The organism is uncultured Marinobacter sp., from assembly GCF_963974375.1.
In the GTDB taxonomy this organism is placed as follows: Bacteria; Pseudomonadota; Gammaproteobacteria; order Pseudomonadales; family Oleiphilaceae; genus Marinobacter.
This window is the reverse complement of sequence record NZ_CAXBDN010000080.1, coordinates 1-15819: the sequence shown is the minus strand read 5'-3', so window position 1 is coordinate 15819 and position 15819 is coordinate 1. Positions and strand designations below refer to the sequence as shown.

The following is a 15819-nucleotide window of genomic DNA, read 5'->3' as shown; positions in this document are numbered from 1 at the left end:
ATTGCGCCGGTCATCGATATGGCGAAAGCCGGAGTGCCGGTGTCACTGGCGGTGGACGGCTCGGCCTCGGCGGAATCCGGTTCCATGCTGCAGGAGCTGAACCTGGCCTGGCTGATTCACCGCGCAGTGCATGGCCCCCAGGCAACTACCCTTGAGCAGATTCTGGACTGGGGCAGCCGCGGCGGTGCCGAACTGCTGGGGCTGGACAATACCGGCGTACTTGAAGTGGGCAAGGCGGCGGATCTGGTTCTCTATGACATTGACCAGCCTCGTTTTGCCGGCGTGCACAGCCCGCTGATGGCACCGTTGATGTGCGGCGAGCCGGTGCAGGTACGGGACAGTTTTGTGAATGGCAAACAGGTGGTCAGCGATGGCCAGGTGGCGGGACTGGATGTTCGTGAACTGACTCGGAATGTGCAGGAGAGTGTGGCGAAGTTATTGGCGTGAGGCGGAGCCTGGAGGTATCGCCCTTCGGTCCTTCGGCAGGCTCAGGATCAGGGCGAACGAACTTCCATTCTCCCAACCCCGTTCGTCCTGAGCCTGTCGAAGGACGTGAACTCATAAATTAATAGGGTGGTAGCACCCTTCGATCCTTCGGCACGCTCAGGATCTGGGCGAATAAAGATTTGGTTACTTGGTTCCGTTCGTCCTGATCCTGAGCTCGCCGAAGGATCGAAGGACGTAAACACAGAAGTTGATCGGGAGATATGGTATCGCCCTTCGACAGGCTCAGGGCGAACGGGAGTCTGAGTAGGATTCCCCTACCCCGGAGGCAGTTCAACGCCCCCGGGAATTCAGGTTTTGCACCTACTCCGGATAGTTAGCCGTCATCCCTTCCACATACCAGTTCATGCCAGACAGCTCGGCACGGGTCATGGTGACTCCGTCCTCAACCATCAGTTCGCCGGCCTGGTTTTTCAGGGGTCCGGTGAAGGGGTGGAACTCGCCGCTGCGGATGGACTCGGTAACGGCTTCAATTTTCGCCTTGTTCTCTGCACTCAGGCTCTCGTTGACACCGACGATCTGGATCACGTCTTCCGCCAGGCCGCCCCAGTAGTCCTGGGATTCCCAGGTTCCGTCCATGACTTGCTGGATGGTGTCGATGTAATAGGGTGCCCAATCGTTCACCACCGACAACAGGTGCGCTTTGGGTCCGAAATCACGCATGTCGGAAGCCTGGCCCACGCCCCAGTTGCCACGGCGTTCGGCGGCAATCAGCGGAGCCGGGCTGTCGGTGTGCTGGACAATCACATCCACGCCCTGGTCCATCAGGGTGTTGGCAGCGTCGGCTTCCCGGGCCGGGTCAAACCATGTGTTGACCCAGACCACCCGCAGGTCAATGTCCGGATTGACGGACTTGGCGCCCAGGTAGACCGCGTTGATGTCCCGGATCACTTCGGGAATCGGGAATGAGGCGATGTAGCCCAGGGTGTTGGTTTTGGTTTCCAGTCCGGCAGCCACACCAGTGACATAACGGCCTTCATAGGTCACCGACAGATAGGTGCCCAGGTTGTCCGCCTGCTTGTAGCCGGTGGCGTGCAGGAAAGTCTTGTCCGGAAACTCTTTGGCAACCCGCTCGGTGGGGTTCATAAAGCCAAAGGAGGTAGTGAAAATAATGTCGTTGCCGGCCTGGGCCAGGCGGCGGATGGTGCGCTCGGCGTCGGCACCTTCGTTCACGTTTTCCACATAGGTGGTGGATACCTTGTCGCCAAAATGCTCCTCCACCGACAGTCGGCCAAGGTCATGCTGGTAGCTCCAGCCGTGGTCACCAATGGGCCCTACGTACACAAAACCCACCTTCATGGGGTCGTCCGCCATGGCCGGCACCGGCAGGGTCAGGGCGGCGGCAAACGCCAGACTGCGTTTTAGACTCATGAATACTTCTCCTGAACTGAGTGACGATATCGTTTTGTTCTGACCACCGGATCAGATCCTGCGGCAGCATGATCCTCTTTCAACTCTCAACAGGGAGCAAAAAACTGGCCAATCGTTCAGGAAAATGTCCAAACTACTGTTTTATAGGGAATCAAGAGAGAATATCAGAGCGTATCAAGATAGAGACTGCCCCCTCGTTGCACGATGACCGCACAACGAGAGTGCATTGACAGGCAGCCGGGCAGGCACATGCCTTATGGCTGGGCAGTCAGCCAGCAGACACGGCTCAGGGTAAGGCAACCGCCTCGAACCGGCCCAGCTCACGGCCTTTTTCATCCAGAAGCTTCAATACCTTGCCTCGCAGATTCACCCCTGCGGTTTCCGCAAAGGCCTGGTAAAGAGGCGCCTCCACATCATCACCGGGGCAGGCCATCTTGGTGCTGGCCATGCTGTCGAACAGAAGGTAGGAGCCTTCAACCCGGTACTGGCCCACAAACCGGTTACAGCCACTGAAGCCATGCACCCGGCCGTCATCCAGCAGGATCATATGAGGTTCCGCCTCACCGCCCGTTTTGGCAACGGCACTGTCGCCCACAGCTTTCAGTTCCCAGTAGGTGTTGGTGAGCGGAGCCGTTGGCACCGGCCGGTCGCCGGCCATTCCGCCAGACGGACCGCCCGCGCAGCCCACCAGTGATACCAGGGCAACAGCCATCAAACCCAGTGTCAGTAATCGTCCTTTCATGGAGTCGCTCCCTGTATTCTTCAGATTATGGTCGGGGAATGCCGGTGATTGATACAAGGCGTCCGGGGTCACTTCCCCCAAAGCGGCAGTTTATCAGGTTCATGGTAAAAGGTGACGGCGCTTTACCGGGTCTGTGGATTTCGTAACATCCCGACCGGTACCTTTGACATTCGAAAACCCCTTATAGCCTGAGATACAGCTTTTCTGATATTTTTCAGCCTGTTCTTGCTGTGACGGTCCCCGGGCGACAATTGTCCATCCGGTCCACCACCTCACCTGCTTGCCAAACAACCGGATCACAGTCGATGTCGCTGCTTCTGTTCATACTGCTTCCGTTCATAGGCTGCGTGATTGCTGGCTGCATGCCCGCCTATGCCCGGAACCGGGAGGCCTGGTTCTCAGCGGCAGTGGCAATGGCCGGCGTGGTGCTGACCCTCGCCCACTTCGGTGCGGTGTCTGGCGGTGGCGTGATGCGCTATGAAATCCCCTGGATGCCGGACTACGGGCTGAATCTGGTGCTGCGGATGGATGGCCTGACCTGGCTGTTCACGCTGCTGATCCAGGCCATGTGTCTGCTGGTGGTGCTCTACGCCCGTTACTACATGTCACCCAAGGATCCGGTGCCCCGCTTCTTTTCATTCCTGCTGGCCTTCATGGGCGCCATGCAGGGGGTGGTGCTGTCCGGCAACCTGATCCAGCTGGTGATGTTCTGGGAACTCACCAGCCTGACCTCGTTCCTGCTGATCGGCTACTGGCATCATCGGGTCGACGCCAGACGTGGAGCCCGGATGGCATTGACGGTAACCGCCACCGGCGGTCTCTGCCTGCTGATGGGCGTTCTCGCCATCGGTCATGTGGTGGGCAGCTTTGATGTGGATACGGTGCTGGCCTCCGGTGACACCCTGCGGAACCATGACTGGTATGTGCCAGTGCTGGTGCTGGTTGCTCTCGGCGCGTTTACCAAAAGCGCCCAGTTCCCGTTCCATTTCTGGCTGCCCCACGCCATGGCAGCGCCGACTCCAGTGTCTGCCTACCTGCACTCGGCCACCATGGTAAAAGCTGGCATATTTCTGCTGATGCTGCTTTGGCCAGTGCTGGCGGGCACGCCGGAGTGGCGCTTGCTGATCGGTGGCGCTGGCGTCTGCACCCTGCTGATCGGCGCCTTTGCCGCCATTTTTCAGAACGACATGAAAGGGCTGCTGGCGTACTCCACCATCAGTCATCTGGGGCTGATCGTGCTTCTGCTGGGCATTGCCACGCCCCTGGCCATGGTCGCGGCCATTTTCCATACCCTGAACCACGCTACCTTCAAGGCCTCCCTGTTCATGGCGGTAGGCATTGTCGATCACGAATGTGGCACCCGCGACATGCGCAAGCTCAGTGGCCTGTACCGGGTCATGCCCCACACGGCGACCCTGGCCCTGGTGGCCAGTGGCGCCATGGCTGGCGTACCGCTGCTGAACGGCTTCCTGTCCAAGGAGATGTTCTTTGCCGAAGCCCTGGCCGTGGGTGACAGCTCCAACTGGTGGATGAGTGCTGCAGCGCTGGCCATGGGGGTCTTCGGCGTGGTTTATTCGTTGCGGTTTATCCAGGTATTTTTCGGGCCACTGGCCACCGATCTGCCACGGGAGCCCCATGAGGCGCCCCGCTGGATGCGGGTACCGGTGGAGTTTCTGGTGATCTGTTGCCTGATCGTCGGCATTGTTCCGGCCCTGAGCATCGGCCTGATACTGCACCTGGCGGCAGAAGCGGTGTTGGCGGACCAGATGCCGGAGTTCAGCCTGGCTATCTGGCACGGGTTCAATCTGCCTTTGATGATGAGTCTGCTGGCGCTGGTGGGGGGCGTCCTGTGTTTCATTCTGCTGTGGCGATTTGGCAACCTTCGCCAGATTGACCGGGTTCCGCTGATGCACCGGATCAATGGCAAGGAATTCTTCGAAAGCTCGTTGCTGGGTATGGCCGACCTGGCCGGCCGTTTCGAACGACTGGTCAGTACCCGCCGCCTGCAGCCCCAGCTGTTCCTGATGATCAGCGCGGGCCTGCTGGCACTGTTGCTGGTGCTGAAGGCACCGCTGAGTCTGCCGGTTCCGCTCTACCAGACCAGTTTCGATCCGTGGTTCACCCTGCTCTGGGTCGCTGGTTGCAGCTGCGCGATAGCGGCGGCCTGGATGGCCAAATTCCACCGTCTGACCGCACTGATCCTTATCGGCGGCACCGGCATTGTGACCAGTGCGTCTTTCCTGTGGTTGTCAGCTCCGGATCTGGCCCTGACCCAGCTGATGGTCGAGACGGTTACGGTGATCCTGATCCTTCTGGGGCTGCGCTGGCTGCCACCGCGGATCCTAAGCATTCAGGCCGCCAGAACCGAAGCCCGGCGCGCCAGAGCCCGCCGTAGCCGGGACTTGGTGGTAGCCATCGCCGGCGGGTTCATCATGGCGGGAGTCAGTTATCTGATCATGATGACACCGGCGTCTCATACCATCAGCGATTTCTTCCTGCTGCGGTCGTTGCCGGAAGGTGGCGGCACCAACGTGGTCAATGTGCTGCTGGTGGACTTCCGCAGCCTGGACACCCTGGGTGAAATCACCGTACTCAGTATTGTCGCCCTCACCGTGTATGCGCTGCTACGCCGGTTCCGGCCGGCACCGGAAAGCGCGGTTTTGCCGCCACAACAGCTCAGTGGTATTGATAGCGCCAGCCAGCAGTCACCGGCCGAGCAGGCCAGCAGCGGCTATCTTCTGGTTCCCGGTATTTACCTGCGGGTGTTGCTGCCGGTGATTGCGGTGGTGGCGCTCTACTTTTTCATGCGGGGCCATAACCTGCCGGGCGGTGGCTTTATTGCCGGCCTGATTCTGTCGGTGGCATTGATTATCCAGTACATGCTGGCAGGGACGGTCTGGGTGGAAAGTCACCTGCGCCTCAAGCCCCACCGCTGGGTCGGTGTCGGCCTGTTGCTGGCCTGTGGTACCGGGCTGGCAGCCTGGCTGTTCGGCTCCCCGTTGCTGACCACCCATACTGTGCATATGACCCTGCCGTTGCTGGGAGAGCTCCATTTACCCTCGGCGTTTGTGTTCGATCTGGGAGTCATGGCGACGGTGTTTGGCACCACCATGCTGATTCTGGTGGCACTGGCACACCAGTCGGTTCGTGGCCATCGCTACAGCGGTGACGGCTCGGGTACCGCAACCCATCAACCACTCCATGACCGGGAGCTGCACTGATGGAACTGGTCCTTGCTATCGCCATTGGCGTACTGTTCAGCTGCGGTATCTGGCTGGTGCTGCGGCCCCGGAGTTTTCAGGTGATCATGGGGCTGATGCTGTTCTCCTATGCGGTCAACCTGTTCATATTCATTACCGGACGGCTATGGCTCGACAAGCCCCCCCTGACCACCCAGCCTGGCCCCATTGATCCGGGACTCTACGCTGATCCGTTACCCCAGGCACTGGTGCTGACCGCCATTGTGATCGGTTTTGCCTCAACGGCTCTGTATCTGGTAGTTCTTCTTGGCTCCCGGGGCCTGACCGGAACGGACCATGTGGATGGCAAGGAAAGGGAGAAACAGGAGTGAGTTTCTGGCCTGCACACGCGATACCTGACCATCTCATATCCCTGCCGATCATTCTGCCGCTGATCACCGGCACCCTGCTGATCTTCATCAACGAACGTCGACATGAGTTCAAACTGTGGCTGAACGCCGCCGGCCTGCTGGCCACATTGATGGTGGCGATTGCCTTCATGTGGCTGGTGGACAACGGCCGGTTTGAAGGGAATACCGGCGTCTATCTGGCCGCAAACTGGGCCGCTCCTTTCGGCATCGCCCTGGTCATCGACCGGTTTGCCGCCATGATGCTGGTGCTGGCCAGCCTGGTATCCTGCGCCTCCCTCACCTTCGCTTACCGGCGCTGGTCCCGGGTGGGGGTGCACTTCCATACGCTGTTCCAGTTTCTGCTGATGGGCATTAACGGCGCCCTGATCACCGGCGACCTGTTCAATCTGTTCGTGTTCTTCGAGGTGATGTTGGCGGCTTCCTACGGGTTGCTGCTCCATGGTCAGAACGCCGTCCGGATCCGTGCCGGCATGCAGTACATTGCGCTCAATCTGGTAGCCTCGTTTTTCTTCCTGATTGGCATAGCACTGATCTACGCCGCCAGCGGTACCCTGAATATGGCAGATCTGGCCCGTATCATTGCCTCCCTCAACGATGCCGACCGGGCCCTGTTCGAAACCGGCGCGGCGGTGCTGGCAGTGGCTTTTCTCACCAAGAGTGCCATCTGGCCCCTCGGGTTCTGGCTGCCAGTGGCTTACGGAGCCTCTGCGCCGCCGGTAGCCGCCTTACTGGTGCTGGTGACCAAGGTGGGTATTTACGTGATTTACCGGCTGTGGCTGATCGTGTTTGCTGAGGATGCCGGCAGCTCGACCGGTTTTGGCGGTTCTCTTTTGTTCTGGGGCGGATTGCTCACCATAATTTACGGCGCCACCGGCATGCTGGGCAGTCAGGACGCACGGCGGGTAGCCAGTTACAGCGCCATTCTGTCTTCCGGAACCCTGCTGGCACTGCTGGGTTTCAATCGTCCGGAAATCGCGGCCGCCGCATTATTCTACCTGGTCAGCTCCACCCTTGCCGTGGCCGCCTTCGTGCTGCTGATCGAGCTGACCGAGAGAATCTACTCGCCCACCTCGCGGTTGCTGGCTATTACCATGGAGGCCTTCGCCAGTGACGACGAAGCCCATGAAAGCGCGGGCGTAGCCATTCCCGGCGCCATGGCCTTTCTCGGCCTGGCGTTCGCCGGCTGTGCTCTGGTCATGGTGGGAATGCCACCCCTGTCCGGGTTCATTGCCAAGTTCGGCATTGTCACCAGCCTGCTGACCGTATCCGGTGCAGGCGGACCGACTACCACCGGCTGGCTGTTCATTGCCCTGTTGTTCCTGTCCGGACTGTTCGGCATTATCGCCATGATGCGGCTGGGGGTGCGGATCTTCTGGTCATCTCCCCAGACCACATCACCGAGACTTCAGCTGACCGAGGCCTCGCCAGTGCTCGCCCTGTTGTTGCTCTGTGTGGTCATGACCGTCAGTGCAGGACCGGTGCGGGGCTACATGGACCGCGCCGGTGCCGACCTTTCGTCCGGGCAGAATTACATCGATCAGGTACTGGGCCACCGGCCGGTGCCATCACTTACCCGGGCAGGAGATCAATAATGGCCGGATGGCTACCCAGACCCCTGCTTTCTGCAGGCTTGCTGATTATCTGGCTGCTGCTGAACCAGACCCTGGCCCCGGCACACCTGCTGCTGGGTGCGGTCATTGCCATTGCGGTTCCCCGTTTTACCGATTCCATGATGCCCCACCGGATGCGCTTGCACAGTCCGTTGGCACTGGCACGTCTTATCGGCTGGGCAGTGGCTGAAATTGGCCGCTCCTGCTTCAACGTCAGCCGGATCATCCTGTTCCGGCGGCATCAGGACCTCAGTTCCGAGTTCATCCGTATTCCCCTGGATCTCCGTGACCCCTACGGCCTGGCGATGCTGTCCTGCCTGATCAACTGCACACCTGGCACGGTCTGGGTCGAGGTGTTGCCGGACAGCCACGACCTGCTGCTGCATGTGTTTGATCTGCATGATCAGAACTGGTGGGTGGATACCATCAAGAATCGCTATGAGAAGCCTCTGATCGAAGCTTTCGAGGGAAAGGTCTGATGCTGCTGGTCGCCCTGGATTTCGCACTCTACTTCACCAAGGCCGCCATCGCGTTGGCCATTATCCTGTGCAGCTACCGCCTGTTGCGGGGACCCACCGCCCAGGACCGGGTGCTGGCACTGGACACCCTGTGGATCTGCTGCATGCTGTTGGCTCTGGCACTGGGCATGCGATTCGGCAGTGACGTCTACTTTGAGCTGGCCATGCTGATTGCCCTGACCGGTTTTGTGTCCACCGTGGCCCTGTCCAAATTCCTGATGCGGGGAGAAATCATCGAATGAATACCGCCGCCCAGCTACCGGCCTGGATTATTGTGCCGGTGATTTTGTTACTACTGCTCGGCAGCGTGCTGACGGTCATCGGAGCCCTGGGCCTGGTGCGCCTGCCCCACTTCATGCAGAGGATTCACGGACCGGCCATCACCATCACCTTCGGTGCCGGCAGCGTACTGATTGCCTCCATGCTGCTGTTCAGTGGCCTGCAGAGCCGGCCGGTGATTCACGAGTTACTGATCACCCTGTTCATCTTCATGACCGCCCCCGTCTCCGCCATGCTGGTGATGCGGGCCGCGGTATACCGCAACCTGCGCAACCGCAAGAATAAGTCCTGATGCCTGCTTGCCAATGGCTCGCAAAGTAAACAGGCACATAGACAGAAATTCAGGCACCCAGCGCCGGCGCCAGGCCGGAGGCCCGGATCACGCCCCGGCGAACCGCCTGCTGCAGCACCCGATCGTCAGTCACCACCAGGCTTAGCCAGTGGCGGGCCCGGGTAATACCGGTGTAGATCAGCTCACGGGTCAGCACCGGAGTCAGCCGGTCCGGAATCACCAGACAGGTGTGGCCAAACTCGGAACCCTGGGACTTATGCACCGTCATGGCAAAAACCGTCTCCACGGACTGCAACCGGCTGGGGGAGATCCAGCGAATGTCGTTGCTGCCATCAGACGCCGGAAAGGCCACCCGTAAAACCGTCTCGCCATTTGCGGACACTGGCAGGGTGATGCCGATATCCCCGTTCATCAGGCCCAGGTTGTAATCGTTGCCGGTCACCAGCACCGGGCGGCCTGCGTACCAGCCTTCGTCCCGGTCAATCAGTCCCGCCTGCCGCAGAGCCCCGGCGATCGCCTGGTTCATGCCCTCGACACCCAGGGGGCCGCGGCGCAGAGCGCAAAGCACCTGGAACTGGCCGAAGGCGTCCAGTATCACACGGGCCCATTGATCCCTCGCCTGTGCGGAGGCATCGGCCGTGGCGGCACCCTCTGCCATCAGGGTCAGGTAATGGCGGTAGCCAACCGGTGGCGGCACTGGGCGGTCATTGATCACCCGACCCTTGCCCTCATTGCGGAACCTGGCCGGACTGCCGTCCAGGCAGTGGTCCAGCAACTCGGCATCATGCTGCTCTGGCCCCGGGGCACTAACCTTCAGCCAGGCCACATCTTCAAAACCAGACTTTTTACAGGTGTCGATCAGCTCGCGGCTGAGCCGGTTTTCGTTCACCGCGCCGGCCAGCAGACCTATGCCGCTACCGCCATCAAAACGGTAGCTTCGACGCAGCATGGCCACGGCCTGATCCAGCCGGTTTCCATCCTGATCCATATAGCTCTCTGGCAGCTCATAGCCGGTCACCGCCCTCAACCAATGCGCCGTATCCTCCCGGTAATGGCCTAGCGCTGCGCGCTGGCAGAGCTCGCCCAGCACTGCCCCGGCATCCACCGATGCCAACTGATCCTTGTCACCCAGCAGGATCAGACGGGCACCAGCGGGCAAGGCATCGAAGACCGAAGCCATCAGGTCCACGTCCACCATGGAGGCTTCGTCGATCACCAGCAGATCCAGGGGTAACGGATTATCCGGGTTATGGCGGAACCGGCGACTGCCCGGCAGACTGCCCAGCAACCGGTGCAGGGTGGTGACCCGGCCAGGAATACTGTCAGCAGCCGGCGTGCCCGGCAGTTCCGACAACGGAAGGTCGGCTACGGCCCCGCTGATGGACTCACTGAGCCGGGCTGCGGCCTTGCCGGTGGGTGCCGCCAGCCGGATGCGCAAGGGGCGTTCAGCAACGGACTGCATGGCCGCCAGCAGTCGGACCACGGTGGTGGTCTTGCCGGTGCCGGGGCCGCCGGTAATCACCGCAAAGCGGCTGCGGGCCGCCAGGGCACAGGCCAGTTTCTGGTAATCCGGCTCCGGGCCGGTGCCAAACAATACCGACAGCGCCTGAGACAGGATCTTGCCCGCCGGGGAATCCGCATCCGAAAGCTCCGTTGGCAACTGCAAACGGTTCAGAATACCGGCTGCAATACGCTGCTCGTAAGCGCGGTATCGATGCAGATAAAGGCGACTGCCATCGAGTACCAGCGGGCGACTGGCCCCAATGTCCTCAGCCACTGCCGAACTGCTGATCAGGGCAGATCTGAGCTCATCCGTTGAGCGTCCCTCGAACAGACTGGATGGCAGCACTAGGCCCAGCTCCGGGCTGCGCTCGTCATAGCCTTCCGGGGGCAGAGCCAGGGTGGTTTCCGGGTCACCCAGCAACTGATCCAGATCGAGGCATACATGGCCACGCCCCACCTGGTGTGACAACAGCGCTGATAACAGCATCACCGTGGTTCGGTCCGGTGCATCAGCGTCAGCCTGCGACGCGTTTTCTTCGATAAACCGTGAAAAAGCCAGATCAAGGGGCCGCAGCCAGCCCGCCGTTACCCAATCCTGCAACAGGCTGTCCAGTTTCTCCGGGGTCAGTAGCTGCGGCAATTCCGGCTCGGCATTCCACAGGTCCAGTTGCGGAGCATCACCGGAGCTGTCGTTGGCAGATGTTTTTTTTCTGCTCATGCCGCCTGCTCCTTACCCGCAAACAACTGGTCCATGGCTTCAATCAGTTCCCGCGGTGGCCGGTGCCGGTAGACCCCCGCAGACTGTGACTCGTGCCCCCGCAGGAACAGGTAGATGGCTCCGCCCAGATGGCGGTCATAGTCATAGTCCGGCAACCGGGCCTTGAGCAACCGGTGCAGAGCCAGGGTATAGAGGGCGTACTGCAGATCGTAGCGACTTTCCAGAATCTTCTGCTCCATGGCGTCAGCGGTGTAACTGTCATCATCGTCGCCGATGCGGTTGGATTTGTAGTCCAGCAGGTAGTAGCAGCCGTCCACTTCGAACACCAGGTCGATGAACCCCTTGAGCATGCCGTTGAACAGGGCCGGAACCGCAGCCGGCCGGCGTTGGCCGGGCAGGATGTGTCTGCACACCAGACCATCCAGGGCCGGGATATCGACCCGATGGCTCTCGAACCAGAACTCCAGTTCCGGCTTCACTTTCGTCAGTTCTGCCAGAGCGCGGGCTTCGCCGCCATTGCCATCAGCAGTCGGCAAGGGCATTGGCAGGCGAAGCAGCGCCAGCAGCCAATGCTGCAACGGCTCGACCCAGTCGTCCCACTGCCGCAACCGGCAACGGCGCTCCAGCAGCTCCCTCAGCGGTTGCGGATCCGCCAGCACATGGGCAAACCCCTGATGACCACACCATTCGAGCAAATCATGCAGGAAAGTACCAGGGCCGGGGCCAGCCGGAAAGCCGTGGTGATTCGCCGCCAACAGCACCGGACGAGGGCCGGCATCCGCCACCGGATCTTCGTCCCGCAGGTTTTCCTGACTGGCGCTTTCGGTCTCCACCGGCAGCTCCGCCAGGGCCGAAGCATCATTGACCGCGCCGTAGCTGATCGCTGAATAGCTGGCGATCCACCAGTGCTCCCGCGCCGGTCTCAACGGGCGCAGGGCCTCCCCGGGTTCCGCCTGTGGCAGCGGTTCGAACCGGGCGTCAGTGGGCGTGGGCACCGGTGTGGTGGTGATGGCCGGGTGTCGCGCCGCCAGGCTTTCCAGAGCCGGTTCCAGCTGTCCGCCGTGACTGCCCAGCAGATAGCCCAGACCACTTTTCTCCCAGCCGCGAATCGCCGCAGCGCCCACCCAGGTAGCGTAACGGGCCCGGGTCAGGGCCACATAGAGTTTGCGGATGTCCTCCCCCAGCCGCTCCCGGTCGGCCAGGGCCAGGGTGTCGTCGTCCGGTTCCAGCCAGACCTGGACATTGCCCTGATCGTCGTGGGTTTTAAGGAACGGCGCCTTGCGGTCCTGTTCCCGGAAACTGGTGGCAAAGGGCAGGAACACCAGCGGGTATTCCAGGCCCTTGGACTTGTGAATGGTCACCACCTGCACCAGGTCCGCATCGCTTTCGAGCCGCATGTGCAGGTGCTCGGACTCATCGTCGGCGTTGCGCAGCATGTCGGCGTAGTGGTGAATCAGCGCCTGTTCTCCGTCCAGTTGCTGGCTAGCCTGCTGCAGCAGTTCCGCAACATGCAGGAGGTCGGTGAGCAGTCGCTCACCGTCAGGGCCCCGCAGCAGCGTTTCCGGCACCCGGTGCTCCATAAGAAAGCGGCGTAGCATGGGCAGAATGCCCTGGCTTTGCCAGATCTGTTGATAAACCAGAAATGCGTCAATCTCCTGCTCCAGGGCCTGCTCGTCGGTGAGCAGCCGCTCCAGCCGGTCGAAGGGCAAAGCCAGCATAGAGGTCCCCAGGGCCGCCCGTAACAATGACAACTGCCGCGGCTCCGCGCAGGCCCGCAACCAGTGCAGCACATCCAGCGCCGCCGGCGAATGCAGCACCGAACTGCGATCCGACAGATAGACACTGCGGACCCGCCGCCGGGACAGGGCGGCGCGCACCGCGTTGGCCTCGGTCACCCCGTTCACCAGTATGGCGATGTCTTTGGGTTTCAATGGCTTCAGTGGCTGACTGCCGTCGCCGAAGCCGGCTTTGCCAGCCCGGGCCAGCATCAGCAGCCGCACGATTTCACTGGCACAGGCGTCCGCCAACAGGATCCGACTTTCAGTGACACCCACCGCCTTGTCGTCGCTGTGGCTCCACAAGGTCAGCGCCGGCTGCGAACCGGCCTCCACCTGCCACTGCTCCGGGCGGCCGTTGGCATCAACGGCAAAGAACGGCAACCGGTTGGAAGCCCCGGCACGAAACAGGAATGCCCCCTCCGGCAACTGATCGTCAGCCGCCGCAAACAGGGCATTCACCGAGTCCACCATGGCGGCGCTGGAGCGAAAATTGGTACCCAGGGTATAAAGCCGCTCCGCCACGCCTTCGCGGGCCTTGAGATAGGTATGGATATCGGCACCGCGAAAGGCGTAGATGGCCTGCTTCGGATCACCTATCAGCAACAGGCCGGACTCTGCACTGTTGCCACCAATGCGATAGACCGTCTGGAAAATCCGGAACTGTACCGGATCGGTGTCCTGGAACTCATCGATCAGGGCCACCGGGAACTGCTGGCGTATCCGGGTGGCCAGGCGCGCGCCCTGCTCCGGCTGCTGCAGGGCCCGGTCCAGGCGGGTCAGCAGGTCGTTGAAACCCATTTCCGCCCGTTGCTGTTGCTGCTGCTCCACCCGGGCAACCACCCAGCGGGTCGCGTGAATCAGCAGGGATTGGCGGGGCGATGGCATGCTGGCATTAAAAGCCAGCAGTTCGGCAAAGGCATCGAAGGCCGGATGCTGAGGTATCTCGCCCTCCCCGGTCACTTTCTCGGCAAGGCCGTCCGGGGTCTGGTTGCTGTAACCGGCACCGGTGATTTTATCCGGCAACAGCTCATCGTTACCGGCCCAGGCCAGCAGCGGCTCCCAGACCTTGAGCATGGCGTTCTTGCTGTTGCCGTTCAGTCGTTTGGCCTTGCCCAGTTCGTTCAGCAGATCAGTGACTTCAGGTTGCCAGTCCGCCCAGGGCAAGGCCTTGAGTTCACTGGCCCGGTGCTGGCGCTGGGCGATCACCGCTTGAATCACGCCTTCGACGTCGTCTTCGCGCTCAGGGGCGGGCAAGGCATCTACCAGGGGCAGCAGGTTACGCAGGGATTGCCGCAGGGCTTCCGGGTGCTTCCACAGGGTCAGCACCTCGTCCATCAGGTCTTCGCCCAGGGGGTAGAAGAAGGTGCGCCAGTAATCCCGCACCACTTCGTCCAGCAATTCCAGTTCGTCGGTTTTCAGGGTCTGACGAAACAGGCTGCCACTGTCAAAGGCATGCTCGTTGAGCATCCGGTTACACCAGCCGTGGATGGTGGAAATGGCGGCTTCGTCCATGGACTCGGCCGCCAGCATCAGCCGGCGCCGGCAGACCGGCCAGAGGGTTGCCGGAATGCTGGCTCTCAGCCTTGCCAGCAGGTCGCTCTGGGCAGGTTCGGCCGGGGCCTGCTCCGGGGCAATGGCAAAGTAGTCGGCCGCTTCGGTCAGGCGCTGGCGAATCCGGTCCCGCAACTCCTTGGTGGCGGCTTCGGTAAAGGTGACTACCAGAATATCCGCCGGGGTCAGTCCCTGACCCAGCGGTTGTTGGTCAGGCCCCTGGTGACCCAGCACCAGACGCACGTAAAGAAACGCAATGGTGAAGGTCTTGCCGGTACCGGCACTGGCCTCAATCAGATGATCGCCCCGCAGGGACTGGGTCAGGGCATCGAGCATTCTTGCTTCGGACATGGTTCGGTTTACCCCTGACTCAGTTGACGGACATCTTCGTACAGCCGGCGCACCCAGTCGCCAAACTCGCCGCTGGCCATGAGCCCGTCAAAATCCGGCCAGGCCCCGTTCAGATACCCCGGGTCCCGCGCCAGCATAACGGTGTATCTGGCCTCTGCCTGAGCCAGGGCTTCCTCGTCGCCACCACCTTTGGTTTTATAGAGCCCGCCAAGCCAGGCATAGGCGGTTTCCGCCTCCACCGGCAAGGGTCGGGTCATGCCCTCCTGCCAGGCCGCCAGCAGGCAGTTCAGCTTCTCCACCGCCTGTTCCGCTGGCAGTGGCGGCAGCTGGATGATCTTGCCCTCCTCCTTGGCAATCACCGTGGTCAGCAGGTCGTAGCCCTCAGCCTGGGCCACCAGATGCAGCACCCAGTCCGTCAGCAGTTTGTGGTAGCGGACCTGGGCGTTGCGGCCCGAACCTTCCAGCAATTTGCTGCTGGCCACCACCAGACGACACCACCGGCCTTCCGCGTTCTGACGTAACCGGTCCAAAGCGCCTTCCAGAAGGATGGGGCCATGCTTACTGTCATAGCGGTAGCTGAAGGGATGAGGGTCAATCACCCGCTGGGGCCAGAGGGCCGTCTGCTCCTGATAACGCCGGAAGATGTCCGGCAACCGGGCCTGCAGATCCCGGCGCAGCTGGCGTTCGGTGATACCCATACCCAGGTCACCCCGGGCCGCCATGACTTCCAGACAGGCGCTGGTTTTCTCCAGAAACTCGATTTCATCAATCGCCTTCGTCACCACCTGCTGGATCAGTTCACTCTCCAGACGCCAGTGGTTGAGGCCGTCCAGCTGGAAATTCTCGTTGTCGGTGTCGCTCACCTCAACCCCGGAAAAGCGGATCTGCAGGCGCTGGTTGAAAAAGGCCGCCACCGGGCTTTGCAGAAACCGGCCCAGGGTCTCCACTGGCAATGGCTCGGTCAGCTCCGGCACCGATAATGGCTGTTGCAA

At 61.4% G+C, this 15819-nt stretch carries 11 protein-coding genes and 1 pseudogene; 7 read left to right on the top strand and 5 right to left on the bottom strand.

Annotation, left to right across the window (positions count from 1 at the left end; translation table 11 throughout):
- Nucleotides 1–447: amidohydrolase family protein (locus AAC035_RS08800; RefSeq protein WP_339802690.1), on the top strand; the 447-nt coding region annotated here is incomplete at its 5' end.
- Nucleotides 448–807: 360 nt separating this feature from the next.
- On the opposite strand, the gene AAC035_RS08795 is transcribed toward AAC035_RS08800, so the two are convergent.
- Nucleotides 808–1875: a BMP family ABC transporter substrate-binding protein gene (locus tag AAC035_RS08795; RefSeq protein WP_339802687.1), complete on the bottom strand. Its 1068-nt coding sequence runs from the start codon at nucleotides 1873–1875 to the stop codon at nucleotides 808–810.
- A gap of 286 nt (nucleotides 1876–2161) precedes the next feature.
- Nucleotides 2162–2617: an META domain-containing protein gene (locus tag AAC035_RS08790; protein ID WP_339802684.1), complete on the bottom strand. Its 456-nt coding sequence runs from the start codon at nucleotides 2615–2617 to the stop codon at nucleotides 2162–2164.
- Nucleotides 2618–2922: 305 nt separating this feature from the next.
- Between AAC035_RS08790 and AAC035_RS08785 the strand changes: the two genes are divergently transcribed.
- From AAC035_RS08785 to mnhG, 6 genes are read left to right on the top strand one after another with little or no spacing between them, the layout of a single operon-like run.
- The gene (locus tag AAC035_RS08785) at nucleotides 2923–5838 is read left to right on the top strand and encodes a monovalent cation/H+ antiporter subunit A (RefSeq protein WP_339802681.1); all 2916 of its coding nucleotides are present in this window, start codon (nucleotides 2923–2925) and stop codon (nucleotides 5836–5838) included.
- The gene (locus tag AAC035_RS08780) at nucleotides 5838–6188 is read left to right on the top strand and encodes a Na+/H+ antiporter subunit C (RefSeq protein WP_339802678.1); all 351 of its coding nucleotides are present in this window, start codon (nucleotides 5838–5840) and stop codon (nucleotides 6186–6188) included. Before AAC035_RS08785 ends, AAC035_RS08780 begins: the two co-directional genes overlap by 1 nt.
- Nucleotides 6185–7819, top strand: coding sequence for a monovalent cation/H+ antiporter subunit D (locus tag AAC035_RS08775; RefSeq protein WP_339802676.1), 1635 nt, complete (start codon nucleotides 6185–6187; stop codon nucleotides 7817–7819). Before AAC035_RS08780 ends, AAC035_RS08775 begins: the two co-directional genes overlap by 4 nt.
- Nucleotides 7819–8316: a Na+/H+ antiporter subunit E gene (locus tag AAC035_RS08770; protein ID WP_339802673.1), complete on the top strand. Its 498-nt coding sequence runs from the start codon at nucleotides 7819–7821 to the stop codon at nucleotides 8314–8316. Before AAC035_RS08775 ends, AAC035_RS08770 begins: the two co-directional genes overlap by 1 nt.
- Nucleotides 8316–8597 (top strand): K+/H+ antiporter subunit F, encoded by a 282-nt coding sequence (locus AAC035_RS08765; protein ID WP_339802670.1) that lies wholly within the window; start codon nucleotides 8316–8318, stop codon nucleotides 8595–8597. Before AAC035_RS08770 ends, AAC035_RS08765 begins: the two co-directional genes overlap by 1 nt.
- Nucleotides 8594–8926, top strand: coding sequence for a monovalent cation/H(+) antiporter subunit G (gene mnhG, locus AAC035_RS08760; protein WP_339802668.1), 333 nt, complete (start codon nucleotides 8594–8596; stop codon nucleotides 8924–8926). Before AAC035_RS08765 ends, mnhG begins: the two co-directional genes overlap by 4 nt.
- A gap of 49 nt (nucleotides 8927–8975) precedes the next feature.
- Here the strand turns inward: mnhG and recD are convergent, their stop codons facing one another.
- From recD to AAC035_RS08745, 3 genes and pseudogenes are all read right to left on the bottom strand, one after another.
- A complete protein-coding gene (gene recD / locus AAC035_RS08755) occupies nucleotides 8976–11147 on the bottom strand; it encodes an exodeoxyribonuclease V subunit alpha (RefSeq protein WP_339802665.1) in 2172 nt (723 codons plus the stop codon).
- Complete coding sequence (gene recB, locus AAC035_RS08750) at nucleotides 11144–14827, bottom strand: exodeoxyribonuclease V subunit beta (protein ID WP_339802663.1); 3684 nt, start codon at nucleotides 14825–14827, stop codon at nucleotides 11144–11146. Before recB ends, recD begins: the two co-directional genes overlap by 4 nt.
- Before the next feature lie 8 nt (nucleotides 14828–14835).
- Nucleotides 14836–15819: pseudogene (locus tag AAC035_RS08745) on the bottom strand (exodeoxyribonuclease V subunit gamma); the annotation flags it as partial.